Genomic DNA, 15,426 nt, shown 5'->3' with positions numbered 1-15,426 from the left:
CCGGGGGCGACTAGACGTACCTGCTCGCGCGGGGCCACCAGGCCTGACGTGCGCAGCGTCGTGCGCAGTTGGTGCTCCACCGCGGGCAGGATGTCGCGCAGCAGCCCGCCGAAGACGACGACCTCGGGGTTGAAGATGTTGACCAGGTTGCCGACGCCGATCCCGAGCCACTCCCCCACGTGCCGGATCGCGGCGGCGGCGCGCGGGTCTCCCCCTGCGGCCGCGGCTACCACGGCTGGGACGGTCGAGCGGGGACCGTCCGGGTGTCCGGCCGCGTCGAGGATGGCCTTCTCGCCGATCTCGGTCTCCCAGCAACCCCGCGCGCCGCAGCGGCACAGTCGGCCGGCCGGGTTGACTACCATGTGGCCGAGTTCGCCGCCGTAGCCACCTGCTCCGCGCAGCGGTTCGCCGCCGACGATGATCCCGGCACCTACGCCGACCTCGCCGGCCAGGTAGACCGCGTCCGTAGCTCCGGCCGCCGCGCCGCGTACGTGCTCGGCTAGTGCGCCCAAGTCCGCGTCGTTGCCGACGGCGACCGGGGCGTGGATGCCGTAGTTCGCGACAACCGCCGCTAGGGTCTCGCCGAGCGGGGCGTCCACCCAGCCTAGGTTGGGGGCGAAACGGACTAGGCCGTCCTCGTCGCGCACAACGCCCGCGATGGCCGCGCCGATGCCGACGCACACCGCGTCAGTCGCAGCGCGGCTGAGCATCTCGCCGGTGAACCGGCCCAGGTGGGCCGCCACATCATCGAGCGCGTAGTCGCCGCGCGGGCGGTAGAGCTCGCGACGGTCGAGGATCGCGCCGCCCAGGCCGACCCTCGCGGCGATCAGGTAGTCGACGCCGATGTCGAACGCGAGCACGTACACCCGCTCCGAGCGCGGCACTACGACCAGGCTGGGCCGTCCGGCCCCCGCCCCGGCCCCGCGCGCGGGAAGCTCCTCGCGCACGAGGCCGGCATTGGTCAGATCGGCGGTCAACGCGCCGATCGTCGACCGGTTGAGCTGCATCGCGGCGGTCAGTTCCGCGCGCGACGTCGGTCCGTGCACGTGCACGTACCGCAGCAGGGTGGAGACGTTGTGGCGGCGCACCTCGTCCTGCGTCGCGCCGGCCGGTCCGGTCGCCATGGCTGAGTTGCGGCGTTCAGCAGGCAAGGCAGTGCCTCTCAGTCATGACCGTTGCCTCCTGTCGGACGCGTCGTCTGGCGTACCACCACCCTGCTGCGGCGGGGCGCCTAGCTCGTCACCCGCCCGGCGTGCCGGGAGAGGGCGTCGACCGCGGCGGCGAGCAGCAGCACGATGCCGGTGATGATGTCCTGATAGGCCGCGGCGTTGCCTCCCTTGATCAGGTCGCTCATCCCGTACTGCAGGATGCCCAGCGCCAGACCGCCGAGTACGGCGTCGACGACGCGCCCGCGCCCGCCGGCCAGCGACGTGCCGCCGATGACCGCGGCCGCCACCGCCAGCAGCAGGACGTTGCCGCCGCCCTCCTGGGTGTTGACGCCGTTGAGGTTCGAGGCGAGGAAGAGCCCGGAGAAGCCCGCCATCGTGGAGCAGATGACGAAGACGGAGGTCCGGATGACGCGCACGGGGATACCGGCGCGGCGGGCCGCCTCGTCGTTGCCGCCGACCGCGTAGACGTGCCGGCCGTAACGGGTCTTGTTCAGCACGAAGGTCAGGATCGCCAGCATGACCATGATGATGGGCACGAGCCACGGCACGCCCTGGATGTGGATGCCCTCGCGCTGCTGCCAGCCCAGCGCCTCGTCGACGTTGCAGAAGTACACGAATACCGCGCCGCCGGCGGCGAGCACGAGGATGCGCAGGAACAGCAGGCCCGCCGGCTCCACGGCCAGCCCCTGCCGACGGCGGCTGGCCACCTGCGCCAGCTTCACCGCGGCGTACACGGCCACGCCGATCACCAGGTAGACCCAGCCGAGCACCGGGGAGAGGCGGCCGTTGTCCAGTTGGAGCAGCGTCTTGTCGCTGATCGAGACCTGGCCGGCGCTGTTGCCGATCACCAGCATCTGCGCGCCCTGGAAGGCGATGAACGCGGCCAGGGTCACCACGAAGGAGGGAATGCCGATGCGCGCGCGCAGCCAGCCGAGCAGCAGGCCGGACACCGCGCCGAACGCGGCGGCGCCGAGGATCGCGATCGGCCAGGCGATGCCGTGCCTGACCGACAGGATCGCGCCCCAGGCGGCCGCGGTGGAGCCGACCACGCCCGCGGAGAGGTCGATCTCGCCGAGCAGCAGCACGAACACCAGGCCCATGGCCAGGGTGATGGTCGCCGCGGACTCTTGCAGGATCGAGATGAAGCTGGAGACGCTCCAGAAACTCGACTGGGCGGCCGTGAAGATGGCGACCAGCAGGAGGATGCCGATGACGGCGGGCACGGAGCCGATCTCGCCGGTGCTCAGGCGCGACCGGTAGTTGCTGATGGACTCGCCGATACTGCGCGGGACCGCGGCGGTCACCACGGGCGCGGCGTCGGCGCGGCGGTCGGTCATCGACTCGCTCATGCCGCGGCTCCGTTCGGGTTAAGGGTGGTCGTCAGCGGGAGCCCGAGGTTGCCGGACCGCCCCGCGGTGATCAGTTCGACGATCTGGGTGTGCGTCACGTCGGACCGCTTGACCAGCGCGGCCATCTGGCCGAGGTAGAGCGCCGCGATCCGGTCGGAGACCTGGAGGACGTCGTTCATGTTGTGCGAGATGAGGATGACCGCCAAGCCCTGGTCGGCCAGGTTGCGCACCAGGCGCAGCACCTCCGCGGTCTGCGCGACGCCGAGGGCGGCGGTCGGCTCGTCGAGGATGACCACCTTGGAGTTCCACAGCACGGCCTTGGCGATGGCCACGGTCTGCCGCTGGCCGCCGGAGAGGCTGGAGACCTTCTGCCGCACCGACTTGACGGTGCGCACCGAGAGCGAGGCCAGCGTCTCCCCCGCGGCCCGCTCCATGGACGGCTCGTCGAGCGTGCGCACGCCGCTGATCCGCTCGCGGCCGAGGAACATGTTCTGGACGATGTCGAGGTTGTCGCAGAGCGCGAGGTCCTGGTACACGATCTCGATGCCCAGCGCCGCGGCGTCACGCGGACCGTGCACCCGTACCGGCCGACCCTCGAAATAATAGTCGCCGTCATCGATGGAATACGTGCCACCGATGCACTTGACCAGCGTGGACTTGCCAGCGCCGTTGTCGCCGACCAGAGCCGTCACTTCGCCGAGGTGGGCTTCGAAGTCCACCCCTTTGAGCACACTGACGGGGCCGAACGATTTCGTGATCCCGCGCATCTGCAGGATCGGACCGTTCTGGTTCACCTCGACCTCTTCCTTAAGACCCGCCCGGATATTGCCAACAAGCTGTGACAACGCCATAGCACGGCCGGCACCTCCCGACAAGACAAGCTCCCGGTTCCGCGCGACGGCTCGGGCGCTGGCCGCCGCGCGGAACCGGGGAGGTGCCGCTTACTACTGGGCCGCGATCCCGGCCGCGGTGCACTTGGCGACGTAGGCCGCGGTGCAGACGTCCGCGTACGAGACGTAGTTGTCCTTGATCGGCTGGTCGACGTTCGCCTTGGTGATCGTGATCGGCGTGGCCAGCAGCGACTTGACGGCCTGCTGGTTGGTCGGGTCGGTCACGTTGGCGAAGGTCTCGGTCGGCGTGGTGTTCGCGACCAGCTCGGCGGCCAGGTCGACGGCCGGGACGGCCTCCTGGGTCGACGGCTTGTAGATCGAGAAGGACTGGTCGCCGTCCAGGATGTGCTGGAGGCCCGCGGCGGTGGCGTCCTGGCCGGAGACCGCGACCTTGCCGTTGATGTGCAGGTTCTTCAGGTCCGCGATGACCGCGTTGGCCATGCCGTCGTTGGCCACCATGACCACGTTGATGTTGTGGTCGGCGCCGTACATGGCCGAGAACGTGGTGCCGGCGGTGGTGTTGTCCCAGTTGGCGATGGCCTGCTCGGCCGACTTCTTCCAGGTGCCGGCGTCGATCAGCGGCTTGATGACCGACATGTAGCCCTGGTTGAACAGGGTGGCGTTGTTGTCGGTCGGGGCGCCGTCGAGGATCGCCACGTCCGGCTTGCTGATGTTCATCGACGTGACGGCGGCGCTCAGCGCGGTGCCCTGGGCCTTGCCGACCGCGACGTTGTCGAAGGAGACGTAGTAGTCCGGGCTGGAGCCGGTGACCAGGCGGTCGTAGTCGATGACCTTGACGCCGGCGGCCTTGGCCTCGGTGGTGACGGCCTGGCCGGTGGTCGGGTCGATGCTCGCCAGGAGCAGGACCTGGACGTGCTCGGTCTTGATCATCGTGTCGGCGATGGTCTTCTCCTGCTGGTCACTGCCCTGCGCGTTCTGGATGTCGCAGGACAGGCCCTTGGCCTGGCACTCCTTCTGGATGGCCGGCCGGTCCGCGTTCTCCCAGCGCGCCGAGGTGGCGGTCTCGGGGAGGATCACACCGACCTTCCCTCCGGCGGCGTTGCCGCCCGCGGAGGCGCTGCCCGAGGAGGAGGGGGGAGTTGTGCTCGAAGACGAAGAACAACCAGCAACGCCGAGTGCCAAAGCAGCGGCGCCGACGGTGGCGGTGAGGATGGCCTTACGCATCATCGCGCTTTAGGTCCTTTCTCAGTGCCGGCCCGGTGGCAACAGTGCCCGGTGGCTCGGCGTTCAAGGAATGTTGTGACCGGCAACGTATTCGGTCGGCCCGGCCTTGCCAAGGGGTCGGACCGGTGATTTTGCAGCTGGGCGTAACGATTGGGAAACGTCAACCCTGGGCCGAGGATACACGGAGTTCTCCGGATTCCGGCATTTCCGGCATGGTCTAGACCAGTCGACGCCGACACGGGGCACGTGCTCCACCCGGCGACGTGCTCAGAAGTGTCCGGGAAGCGGCCCGCGGCAACAATTCGAACATGATCTTGGCTCGCGTTCGACAGCCTCCTGAGGCCGAAATGCCGCGTTGCCGAATCGAGACCCGGGCTCATGGCGGCCGGACGCCCGTTACCGGGCCGCAATCCGATCGCCACTCAGGCGGTACAGCACCAGAAGGCCGCCGGGAGAGGACCGGCAGGCGCCACGAGACCGTTCACCGGCGCCGCGTTGACGCGTGCGAGCGCCCGTGAGGGGCACGAGAGATCGGAGGGGTGCCCTGCCGCGGCTGGCCGTGTATCGCAGGATTCGTTGTCACGGCGTGGTGCGCATCGCGAGATCAGCCGCCACGGCGTGCTGCGGCACCCATTTCCGCGTGGTCGATACCGGATCCGCCCAGGCTGACCGCATACACGGGGGTTGGTGCCGAGATTGGTGCAGCGGGCAACAATATCCGGACGTGCGAGGTGCCGGAACGGCGCGCCGACGGGATGCGGGCCGCTTGCGCCCGGCCAAGATCCACAGCACCCTCCCGCCGCTGACTCAGCCGGTGCGCGTGATTGTGTCTCGCGCACCGGCCGGCCTCTACGCCGTCGCGGTGGTGTGCGAGTAAGCGTTCTAACAACACCGGCCTGGACCAAGAGCGAAATTACCGACCCGTAGCCATGCCGGTCTACCGGGAAAACCCTCGTGTATGCGCCCGCCGGACAACGGGCGCATACACGGCGGCGTCTCCTCAGGCCCGGATCAGGTTCCGCAGGACGTACTGCATGATGCCGCCGTTGCGGTAGTAGTCGGCCTCTCCGGGGGTGTCGATGCGCACGACGGCGTCGAACTCCTTGTCCCCCGCCTTCACCTTGACCGTGCGCGGGGTGCTGCCGCCGTCGAGCGCGGTGATGCCGGTGATGGAGATCTCCTCCTCGCCGGTCAGGCCGAGCGAGGCGGCGTTCTGCCCGGCCGGATACTGCAACGGCAGCACGCCCATGCCGATCAGGTTCGAGCGGTGGATGCGCTCGTAGGACTCGGCGATGACGGCCTTCACCCCGAGCAGCGCGGTGCCCTTCGCGGCCCAGTCGCGCGAGGAGCCGGAGCCGTACTCCTTGCCTGCGAGCACGACCAGCGGCACGCCCGCCTCCTCGTAGGCGGCCGAGGCCTCGTAGATGGTCGTCTGCTCGCCGGTCAGCAGGTTCCTGGTGTAGCCGCCCTCGACGCCGTCCAGCAGCTGGTTGCGCAGCCGGATGTTGGCGAAGGTGCCGCGGATCATCACCTCGTGGTTGCCGCGCCGCGAGCCATAGGAGTTGAAGTCGCGCCGCTCGACGCCGTGCTCGGCCAGGTACCGGCCCGCGGGCGAGTCGGCCTTGATCGAGCCGGCCGGGGAGATGTGGTCGGTGGTCACCGAGTCGCCGAGCTTGGCCAGCACGCGCGCGCCGGCGATGTCCTGGACCGGCGCCGGGGTCTCGGGCATGCCCTCGAAGTACGGCGGCTTGCGCACGTAGGTCGAGTCGGCGTCCCACTCGAAGATGTTCCCGGTCGGCGTCGGCAGCGACTGCCAGCGCTCGTCCCCGGCGAACACGTCGGAGTAGTCGTGCGCGAACATCTCGGCCGAGATCGCCGAGCCGATGACCTCCTGCACCTCGGCCGGAGCGGGCCAGATGTCCCTGAGGTACACCGGCTCGCCGCCCTGGTCGGCGCCGAGCGCTTCGTGCTCGAAGTCGAAGTCCATGGTGCCCGCGATCGCGTAGGCGATCACCAGCGGCGGCGAGGCGAGGTAGTTCATCTTGACGTCCGGGTTGATCCGGCCCTCGAAGTTGCGGTTGCCGGACAGCACGCTCACGACGGCCAGGTCGGCCGCGTTCACCGCCGCCGAGACGTGCTCGGGCAGCGGGCCGGAGTTGCCGATGCAGGTGGTGCAGCCGTAGCCGACCAGGTTGAAGCCGAGCTTGTCGAGGTACGGGGTCAGGCCCGCGCGGTCGTAGTAGTCGGTGACCACCTTCGAGCCGGGCGCGAGCGTGGTCTTGACCCACGGCTTGACGTGCAGGCCCTTCTCGACCGCCCTCTTGGCCAGCAGCGCGGCGCCGAGCATCACCGAGGGGTTCGAGGTGTTGGTGCAGGAGGTGATCGCGGCGATCACCACCGAGCCGTGGTCGACCTCGAACGTGGTCCCGTCCGGCGCGGTCACCGGGGTCGGCTTGGACAGGCCGTTGCGTCCAGCGGGCGAGTCGGAGGCCGGGAAGGACTCGATGCCGGACTCGTCGCCGTCCTTGATGTAGTCGCGCACCGCCGCGCGGTACCTGCTCTTCGCCTCGGAGAGCGCGACCCGGTCCTGCGGGCGCTTCGGCCCGGCGATCGACGGCACGATGGTGGACAGGTCCAGTTCGATGTACTCGGAGTACTTGGATTCGCGGGCGGGATCGTGCCAGAGGCCCTGCTCCTTGGCGTACGCCTCGACCAGGGCGAGTTGAGCGGCAGGCCGGCCGGTGAGCTTCAGGTAGTCCACGGTCTCCCGGTCGATCGGGAAGATCGCGCAGGTGGAGCCGAACTCGGGGCTCATGTTGCCGATGGTGGCCCGGTTGGCCAGCGGGACCGCGGTGACGCCCTCGCCGTAGAACTCGACGAACTTGCCCACCACGCCGTGCCTGCGCAGCATCTCGGTGATGGTCAGCACCAGGTCGGTGGCGGTGGCGCCGGCCGGCAACTGTCCGGTCAGCTTGAAGCCGACCACCCGCGGGATGAGCATGGAGACCGGCTGGCCGAGCAGCGCAGCCTCGGCCTCGATGCCGCCGACGCCCCAGCCGAGCACGCCGAGCCCGTTGACCATGGTGGTGTGCGAGTCGGTGCCGACCACCGTGTCCGGGTAGGCCAGCCCGTCCCGGTCCATGACGACCCGGGCGAGGTGCTCGATGTTGACCTGGTGCACGATGCCGGTGCCCGGCGGCACCACCTTGAACTCGTCGAAGGCGGTCTGCCCCCAGCGCAGGAAGCGGTACCGCTCCTGGTTGCGCTCGTATTCGATGTCGACGTTGCGGGCGAACGCGTCCGGGGTGCCGAAGACGTCCGCGATGACCGAGTGGTCGATCACCAGCTCGGCCGGGGCCAGCGGGTTGACCCGCGCCGCGTCGCCGCCGAGCGCCACCACGGCCTCGCGCATGGTGGCCAGGTCCACGACGCAGGGCACGCCGGTGAAGTCCTGCATGATCACCCGGGCCGGGGTGAACTGGATCTCGGTGTCCGGCTCGGCCGCCGGGTCCCAGCCGGCCAGCGCGCGGATGTGCCCGGCGGTGATGTTCGCGCCGTCCTCGGTGCGCAGCAGATTCTCCAGGAGCACCTTGAGCGAGTAAGGCAGGTGCTGCGCTCCGGGGACCGCGTCGAGGCGGAAGATCTCGTACGACGCGTCGCCGACGCTCAGATGCGCGCGGGCGTGGAAGCTGTCCGAAGAACGCTGTCTGTCGATCGCGCTGTTCGTGGACATCGCGGTGGTCTCCTATTCCTGGCCGCTATTTATCTCGACGTCAAGATAACTCCCATCATAGCCACCCGGCCGCGGCCCGGTTCAAGTCAGGTTGCGTGCGACTGTGCGATCATCAGCCTGTCGGCTCGGCGCAGGCACAACCCGGACTTAAAGGACCCACGTGAGTTTCACCGCCACGCTGGCGCGCGACTTCCCGTCCGCGATCCCGGCGAACCAGTTCGTCCACTCCACCCAGGACTCGCTCCAACCGCACGGCGTGCACCGCGGCTCGGCCCTGGCCCTCATCGCGACCTGCCGGGACGAGTTGGCCTTCGGCTTGACCGCCGAGCTGCAACGGGCCTGGGGGCCCGCGTTCGACATGGCCGGACTGGCCGGGCTGCTCACGCTGGGCCGAACGGGTATCGCCGCCGCGCGCGGACACGCCCCGCTGGTGAACGGACGACGCACCTTCGTCCTGTTCGGGCTAACCCACGTGGGTGTGGACGACGCGGGGACGATCGGCAACTGCGAGCGGCCCGGCGTGCCCGGCGTATCGCGCACCTGCGGCGCTCTCATGGCCCTGCACGACGAGTTGACCGGGGACGACACGCACACCTCGGACTACCCCTACCTGGACAAGTACGACCCGGAGCAGTCCAGGCTGCGCGAGCGGATCACCCCGCGGATCTCCGGGCGTCCCGACCTGCTGACGATCACCCGGATCACCAGGGACCTGATCGACCTGGACACTGACGCCGTGATCAAGGTGCTGCGGGACGACGAGGTGCCGGCCGACGTCGCGGTGTTCACCGGCATCCACATCCACGGTCCGCGCGGCGCGGACTATGTGGACCTCGGCCGCTGCTTCTTCGACCGCGACGGGGAGATCGCCCGCCTCTCGCTCCAGGGCGCGCTGTAATCGCTTTCTCACCGCGCCGGCTTCTCAACTCCCGCCGGGTAACCGGAAAAGCCTCGCGGATGACGCGAGGTTATCCGTATTCTGAATCGGCGGATATGGCTCGGACACGAGCGTGCCGGCCCGCAGCGCAATTCGGTCGCACAGTTGTTCCAAGGTGAACGGAAATACGGTGATTTCCGGCGCGGCGCACCGCCATCCGCGATATGTCAGCGGCCTGCGTCAACGCGGCGAGCCCGCGTCACCGCCGTGACGGCGGAATGCGCGCCTGCCACGATCGCCGCACGCCGACGATGCGCAGCGCGGCCGTGACGGCCGCCGCGACGAAGGCGAGCGGTGTGGCGGCGGGCTCCAGCCACGCCGCGAGCACGATGATCAGCGAGCCGATCAGAGCCGGGATCGCGTAGAAATCACGCCGCAGCACGGTGGGCACCTCGGCCACGAGGATGTCCCTGACCACTCCCCCGCCCACCGCCGTCACCACCCCGAGCAGCGCGGCCGGGACCGAGGCCAGGCCGTACTGCAACGCCTTTCCGGTGCCGGAGACCGCGAAGAAGCCGAGGGCCAGCGAATCCGCGACCAGGAAGGCGAGGCTCGCCGCCATCGAACCCTTCGAAGCCGCCATCCGTTCACGCAGCGTGGCGCCGGCCGCAAGCGGCCAGTGCTCCACCGCGACCACCGTCACCACGGCCGCCGTCGCAACGGTCAGATATCGCCAATCGGTCAAGAAGGCAGGGGGAATCGCACCGATCATCAAGTCCCGTACGGCTCCGCCGCCGAGGCCGGTGACCGCGCCGAGCACCACGATGCCGACAAGGTCGAGCTCCTTTCGGATCGCGGTCAGCGCGCCGGACGCCGCCGCGGTGAAAACACCGAGCAGGTCGAACAGGATCGGCAGATGCAGGGCGTTGGGATGCACGTCCACATCTTCTCAAGTCGGCACAGCCGTTGACCGGATGATTCCACGTGTCTCGATGCGTGTGGCTTCGCTACAGTTGCATTCACGGGGGAAGCCGGATTGCTTTGTCTCGTACCGCGTTGGGACTCCGTTCGGGCTGCGCACGCTGATACGGTGGACCGGACGACGAGTACGACGAGTACATCGAAGAAGGCCGGTGCGATGGGTTTCCGGAAGCGTCAAGGGGGATAAGAGGGATGACCGCGCGGATCAGGCTTGCCGGGCGCGCATCGTGCGCTGCCCGGACGGCGGTCCCCCGATCGGGTAACGCGCGCCCCCGCGAGTTGCGCCGAACGGGCGTGGCATCTTCCCGAACCCCAGACCCGCGCGCCACACTCGGTATTACGTCCAGAAGCGGCAGCACCCAGGAGGTCTCATGACCGAACTGCGCGTGATGGCGGTCACCGGCGACGGCGACCGTCTGGTGCTGCGTGCCCCGGACGGCCAGGAGTTCTTCCTCGCCATCGACGACCGGCTGCGCGCCGCGGTGCGCGGCGACCGGGCCCGGCTCGGCCAGATCGAGATAGAGCTGGACGCCCAGCTGCGCCCCCGGGACATCCAGGCCCGCATCCGCGGCGGCCAGACCGCCGAGCAGGTGGCGGACATGGCCGGCATCCCGCTGGAGCGGGTGCGCCGGTTCGAGGGTCCGGTGCTGGCCGAGCGGGCGTTCATGGCCGAGCGGGCGCAGAACACCCAGGTGCGCCGCGCCGGGGAGACGCACGGGCCGAAGCTGGGCGACGTGGTGCGCGAACGGCTGTCGCAGCGCGAGCCGGACCACGACTCGACGCAGTGGGACTCGTGGCGCCGGGAAGACGGCGTCTGGACCGTGCGCCTCGCCTTCCGCATCGGCGGCCTACCTTACGAGGCGACGTGGGCCTTCGACCCGCCGCGGCGCCTGGTCACGCCGGCCGACGACGAGGCGCGGCTGCTGTCCAGTGACGTGGCGGCGGAGAACGCGTTCCCGTTCACTCCGCGCCAGCCGAGGCTCCCGGCCGCGGCGGGCGGCGAGCCGGGACGTCCGACCTCGTCGGTCACCGCCCTGCCGACCTGGCAGGGTCGCCCGTCGGCCGCGGCATCGGCGTCGGCGTCCGGGGACTCGGTCGTCACACCGCTGCGCCCGGTAGCCTCCGCGGCGTCGGCGAGCCCGCCGACGGCTCCGGCGGCCGAGGAGCCCGCGGCGCGGCGTCAGGCCGGCGCCGGCTCGGCGTACTCGGACGCGTTGTTCGGCCCGGTGGGTCCGCACAAGGACCGGCTGCGCGGCTCGACCGACCAGCAGGCGGTCAACGACGGCGTGACTCCGGGCAAGCGGGCGACCGTGCCGTCCTGGGACGAGATCGTCTTCGGCACCCGGCGGCGCAAGGGCGGCGAGTAGTGAGCCAGGGCGATCGTCCGAATCAGGCGAACAGTCCGGAGGCGTAGTAGTCCGAGGCGTCCTTGACCCCGGGCAGGGCGAAGAAGTAGCCGCCTCCGGTCGGCGAGATGTAGTCCACCAGCGGCTCGTCGATCAGCCGGGTCTGCACCGCCTCGAACTGCCGCACCACGTCCTGGTTGTAGCAGGCGAAGAGCAGGCCCACGTCCAGGTTGCCGTTCGCGTCCACGCCGCGGTCGTAGTTGTAGCCGCGGCGCAGGATGCGTTGGCGGTCGGTCTTCGCGGTGCGCGGGTTGGCCAGGCGGATGTGCGCGTCCAGCGGGATGATCTTCCCGTCCGGATCGTTCGCGTACAGCGGGATGTCGGTCTCCTTGCCGCCGGACAGCGGCGCCCCGGAGTCCCGGCGCCGGCCGAACATGTTCTCCTGCTCGGTCAGCGAGACCCGATCCCAGAACTCGACCAGCATCCTGATGATCCGGATCACCTGGTACGAACCGCCCTCGGTCCAGCCGGGCTCGCCGTTCGCGCCGCCGTGCGTCCAGATCAGCGCGGCGGTCTCGGCGGCCGAGTCCACGTCCGGGTTGGCGATGCCATCCTTGAAGCCGAGCTGGTTGCGCTGGGCGCCGGTGGGACGGGACGGGGACTGGAAACCGTCCGCCTTCCAGTTCGGCTGGAGCCACTGGCGGGTGTGCTTGGCGATGTCGCGCAGCGCGTGCATGACCGTGTCCCGGTTGTCGGCGCAGATCTGTATCGAGAGATCGCCGTGCATCTCGGTCGAGTCGACCATGTTGTCGTTGGGGAACGCGGGCATCGGCGCGAGCTTCGCCGGCTTGCGCGCGGCCAGGCCGTACCGGCCGTCGAACAGCGACGCGCCGACGCCGACGGTGATGGTCAGCCCGTCCGGGACGACGACCGGGCCGATCGTCGAGCTGTCCGACGGCGGCGAGGCGACGCCGAGATCGACCGGCGTGCCGCCCGCGGTGAGGAAGCGGGCCCGCTGCGTCAGGGTCCTGAACATCTGCTGTAGTGCGGGCCGGTCGGCGGCGATCACGTTGAAGGACACGAAGGTGCCGGCCAGCTGCGGCGGGGTGAGGATGCCGGCCTGGTGCGCGCCGTGGAACCCGATCGTGCGGCCGCTGCCGGTACCGCTGGAGCCGGACGAGGAGACGGCCTGCGCGACCCCGAATCCGCCTGCGGTGACGGCCGCGGCCCCGACCGCGCCGACCGCCGCGCCGCGTAGGAAGGAACGCCGACGCAGCGCGTGGCGGAAGTCGCCGTGCGCGTCCGGATCGGCGAGCTCGGCGAAGGGGCACGAGCCGGTACCGGCGTCCGGCGCGTCGTCCATGCCTGTCATGCGCTGCTTCGCTCCTCTAGCAGGTCGGGCACCACGGAGAGCTGTTCGAGCAGTTGGCCGAGGTCCCCGTCGATCTTCTGCCGCCGTGTCGTGGAGAGCTGATTCAGGGCGGTCCACGAGCCGTCCGGGTCGTGCGCCGCGTCGAGGTCCGCGGCCACCGTCTTGATCCACGTGTTGATCGCTGTCAGGGCCTGCGGATCGCGCGGCTCGATGAGGCCGATCAGCGTGCCGAGCACCACCTGCGTGCCGTGCAGGTTGGCCGACACGGTCGCCAGCGCCGTGCCGCTGCCGTAGTCGGAGATCCCGGTGAGCTGGAACTGCAACGCGTTCTCCAGGATCTCGTGGGTGCGCAGCGGCAGGTCGTTCGGATCGGTGGTCTGCGTCGGGAACGCCTTGATCAGGCCCTGGACGTCGGCGACGAGCTTGTCGCCGAACGGTTTGAGCTGCGCGGCGTCCTGTCCGTGCCAGAGCCCGTATTCGATGCGGTGGAAGCCGGTCCACGAGGCGTCGTTCACGCCGTTCTGTAGCCCGGTGGCCCGGCCGTCGATCCGGCCGTCGAAGTCGCCGAAGGTGCCGTACGCGGCACCGAGCCCCTCGTAGTCGAGGTGTGCGATAAGCCAGTGCGCCTTCGCTGCGGCCAAGCCGCCGCCAGTCAGATCGGCGGCCGTCAGGTCCGCGTCGAGCTTCTCGCTGTCGGCCAGCAGTACCGGCAGGTTCTGCTGCACGTACGCGCGGTAGTCGCTGACCGGCTGCTGCATGTCCTGGTCGGTGACCGGGGCGAAGCCGGTGCTCGCGCCGGACGAACCGCCGCCGAGCGTGTAAGTCTTCGAACTGAGCGCGGTGCCGTCGGTGAAGGCGCAACGGAACGCGTACGAGCCGGCGGACAGCGTGACGGCCATCGGCCGCTGCGTGTGCGGCGCCAGGTTCTCGATCTCGGCGAACACGGCGTTGTCCGCGGGATCGATCAGGAAGACCTCGGCCGTGCTGCGGCCGTTGTTGGCGAGCGTGAAGCTCTGCGCCCCGGCCGCCGGGTTGCTCCAGCCGGAACCGCAGCCGGACTCGCTGAGGTCGATGGTGTTCGCGGCGGCACTCGATCCGGGGCCGATCACGGCGATCGCGGCCACTGCGGCAACCGCCGGCACCGCGAAGATCGAGGTTCCGATGGCCCACCGGGGAACCCGGCGTGCCACGTCACGCTCCTGCTTCGCCGCACGCTTCGCCGCGGTCTCGGCTGACGGCGCGGGCGCCTGACGCACTCCGCGGGCGAACAGGTACATCGTCGGCAGCAGATACAGCAGATATCCGAGCACCTGGAGCCGGCTCATCGTGGGCGTCAGGTTGAGGGTGCCGGAGATCAGCGTCGCGTACCAGGACTCTGTGTCGATCGACGAGAGGTCGAACGCGTGAGCCGTGTGCCCCGGGATCAGCCCGCTCTCCTGAAGGTCGCCGAGCCCGTACGCGAGCACGCCCGCGGCGATGACGATGAGCACCGCGCCGGTGACGGCGAAGAAGCGGCCCAGGTTGATCCGCAGCACCCTGCGGTAGAGCCCCCAGCAGGCGGCCACCGCGAGCGCGACGCCGAGCGCCGCGCCGATGATCGGGCCCTGCGAACTGCCGGCCGACTTGGCGGTGGTCCACAGGAACAGCGAGGTCTCCAGGCCCTCGCGGGCGACCGCGACGAACGCGGTGAACGCGAGCACCCCGGCGCCCCGCCCCAGCGCCTCGGTCACCCGGGCCTTGATGTCCCCGGAGAAGCTGCGTGCGGAGCGGCGCATCCAGAACACCATCGCGGTCACGAACACGACCGCGACCAGCGAGAGCACGCCGCCGAAGGCGTCCTGCCCGCCGGCCGGCAGGCTCGCTGCGGTGAAGGTGAGCACGGCTGCGAACGACAGGCTCAGCGCGACGGCGGCGGTGACGCCGGCCCACACCGTGCCGAGCCGGGCCCGCCGGCCGGCCCGCACCAGCGTGGCCACCAGGATCGAGACGATGAGCCCGGCCTCCAGGCCCTCGCGCAGCCCGATCAGAAAGCTCGGGAACACGTCATTCCACATATGCGGCAGATCCTCGGGCACGGTTGATCGAGCATGGCTGATCGAGCATGGCTGGTCCAGCACGGCCGATCATGACTTGTTAGGCAAGCCTAACCATATCTTGCGTTCTGGTTCGGGCCGCAAGGACCGGGGAATGAACGACGGGTGTGATCCCGGTGACGCCTGGGCCGCGAAACAACCGCTGATGTGGTGACCACGGCTCATCACAAAAAAACTTCGGACCGCATGTATCAGGACGCCGTCAGCCCCGCTCTTACTTGTTGACCGTTCCGGGAAGGGGAGAGCCCGGCGAGGTCAGTGTGGGGTGGATGCTGGGGGACCGTCCCGACGCCTGTGGGGGGATTCGCAGACAGGCGTCGGGACGGCTGCACGGGGCGCGCCCTCGCGGTCAGGACGTCACGGGGGTACGGCCTGGCGGCGAGGGCGCGCCCCGTGCGGCGCGGGCTCCCGCCCGACGCCGCGGAACGGGG

Annotated in this window: 10 protein-coding genes; 2 read left to right on the top strand and 8 right to left on the bottom strand. The window is 69.8% G+C overall.

Features of this window, described 5'->3' with window-relative positions:
- From VGS97_RS22290 to acnA, 5 genes are all read right to left on the bottom strand, one after another.
- The coding region (locus VGS97_RS22290) for an ROK family protein (protein WP_326855569.1) at positions 1-1,124 on the bottom strand (1,124 nt) is incomplete at its 3' end.
- A 107-nt stretch (positions 1,125-1,231) separates the two neighbouring features.
- Positions 1,232-2,518 (bottom strand): sugar ABC transporter permease, encoded by a 1,287-nt coding sequence (locus VGS97_RS22285; RefSeq protein ID WP_326855568.1) that lies wholly within the window; start codon positions 2,516-2,518, stop codon positions 1,232-1,234.
- Entirely contained in the window at positions 2,515-3,285 is a 771-nt protein-coding gene (locus VGS97_RS22280; protein ID WP_349262223.1) for an ATP-binding cassette domain-containing protein, read from the bottom strand. Before VGS97_RS22280 ends, VGS97_RS22285 begins: the two co-directional genes overlap by 4 nt.
- Positions 3,286-3,462: 177 nt before the next feature.
- Positions 3,463-4,596, bottom strand: coding sequence for a sugar ABC transporter substrate-binding protein (locus VGS97_RS22275; protein WP_326855566.1), 1,134 nt, complete (start codon positions 4,594-4,596; stop codon positions 3,463-3,465).
- Positions 4,597-5,593: 997 nt separating this feature from the next.
- Complete coding sequence (gene acnA / locus VGS97_RS22270; RefSeq protein ID WP_326855565.1) at positions 5,594-8,326, bottom strand: aconitate hydratase AcnA; 2,733 nt, start codon at positions 8,324-8,326, stop codon at positions 5,594-5,596.
- 160 nt (positions 8,327-8,486) lie between these two features.
- On the opposite strand from acnA, the gene VGS97_RS22265 reads away from it, so the two are divergent.
- Positions 8,487-9,224 (top strand): hypothetical protein, encoded by a 738-nt coding sequence (locus tag VGS97_RS22265; protein ID WP_326855564.1) that lies wholly within the window; start codon positions 8,487-8,489, stop codon positions 9,222-9,224.
- 238 nt (positions 9,225-9,462) lie between these two features.
- Here the strand turns inward: VGS97_RS22265 and VGS97_RS22260 are convergent, their stop codons facing one another.
- Positions 9,463-10,140, bottom strand: a complete 678-nt coding sequence (locus tag VGS97_RS22260; RefSeq protein ID WP_326855563.1) for a trimeric intracellular cation channel family protein — start codon at positions 10,138-10,140, stop codon at positions 9,463-9,465.
- 415 nt (positions 10,141-10,555) lie between these two features.
- Here VGS97_RS22260 and sepH point away from each other — a divergent pair, with 415 nt between their 5' ends.
- Positions 10,556-11,551, top strand: a complete 996-nt coding sequence (sepH, locus tag VGS97_RS22255; RefSeq protein WP_326855562.1) for a septation protein SepH — start codon at positions 10,556-10,558, stop codon at positions 11,549-11,551.
- A 22-nt stretch (positions 11,552-11,573) separates the two neighbouring features.
- On the opposite strand, the gene efeB is transcribed toward sepH, so the two are convergent.
- Together efeB and efeU are read right to left on the bottom strand one after the other, a co-directional pair.
- Positions 11,574-12,902, bottom strand: coding sequence for an iron uptake transporter deferrochelatase/peroxidase subunit (efeB, locus tag VGS97_RS22250; protein WP_326855561.1), 1,329 nt, complete (start codon positions 12,900-12,902; stop codon positions 11,574-11,576).
- A complete protein-coding gene (efeU, locus tag VGS97_RS22245) occupies positions 12,899-14,956 on the bottom strand; it encodes an iron uptake transporter permease EfeU (protein ID WP_326855560.1) in 2,058 nt (685 codons plus the stop codon). The genes efeB and efeU overlap by 4 nt, the downstream gene beginning before the upstream one ends.
- Positions 14,957-15,426 lie beyond the last annotated feature (470 nt).

Origin of the sequence: Actinocrinis sp. (genome assembly GCF_035946395.1) — a bacterium.
GTDB lineage: Bacteria > Actinomycetota > Actinomycetes > Streptomycetales > Catenulisporaceae > Actinocrinis.
This window is presented reverse-complemented; position numbering and strand designations above follow the sequence as displayed.

What these genes read in the sequence shown, in the direction of transcription:
- VGS97_RS22285 (WP_326855568.1), bottom strand. Translation starts at nt 2,518, where the DNA reads ATGAGCGAGTCGATGACCGACCGCCGCGCCGACGCCGCGCCCGTGGTG.
- VGS97_RS22280 (WP_349262223.1), bottom strand. Translation starts at nt 3,285, where the DNA reads ATGCGCGGGATCACGAAATCGTTCGGCCCCGTCAGTGTGCTCAAAGGG.
- VGS97_RS22275 (WP_326855566.1), bottom strand. Translation starts at nt 4,596, where the DNA reads ATGATGCGTAAGGCCATCCTCACCGCCACCGTCGGCGCCGCTGCTTTG.
- acnA (WP_326855565.1), bottom strand. Translation starts at nt 8,326, where the DNA reads ATGTCCACGAACAGCGCGATCGACAGACAGCGTTCTTCGGACAGCTTC.
- sepH (WP_326855562.1), top strand. Translation starts at nt 10,556, where the DNA reads ATGACCGAACTGCGCGTGATGGCGGTCACCGGCGACGGCGACCGTCTG.
- efeB (WP_326855561.1), bottom strand. Translation starts at nt 12,902, where the DNA reads ATGACAGGCATGGACGACGCGCCGGACGCCGGTACCGGCTCGTGCCCC.
- efeU (WP_326855560.1), bottom strand. Translation starts at nt 14,956, where the DNA reads ATGTGGAATGACGTGTTCCCGAGCTTTCTGATCGGGCTGCGCGAGGGC.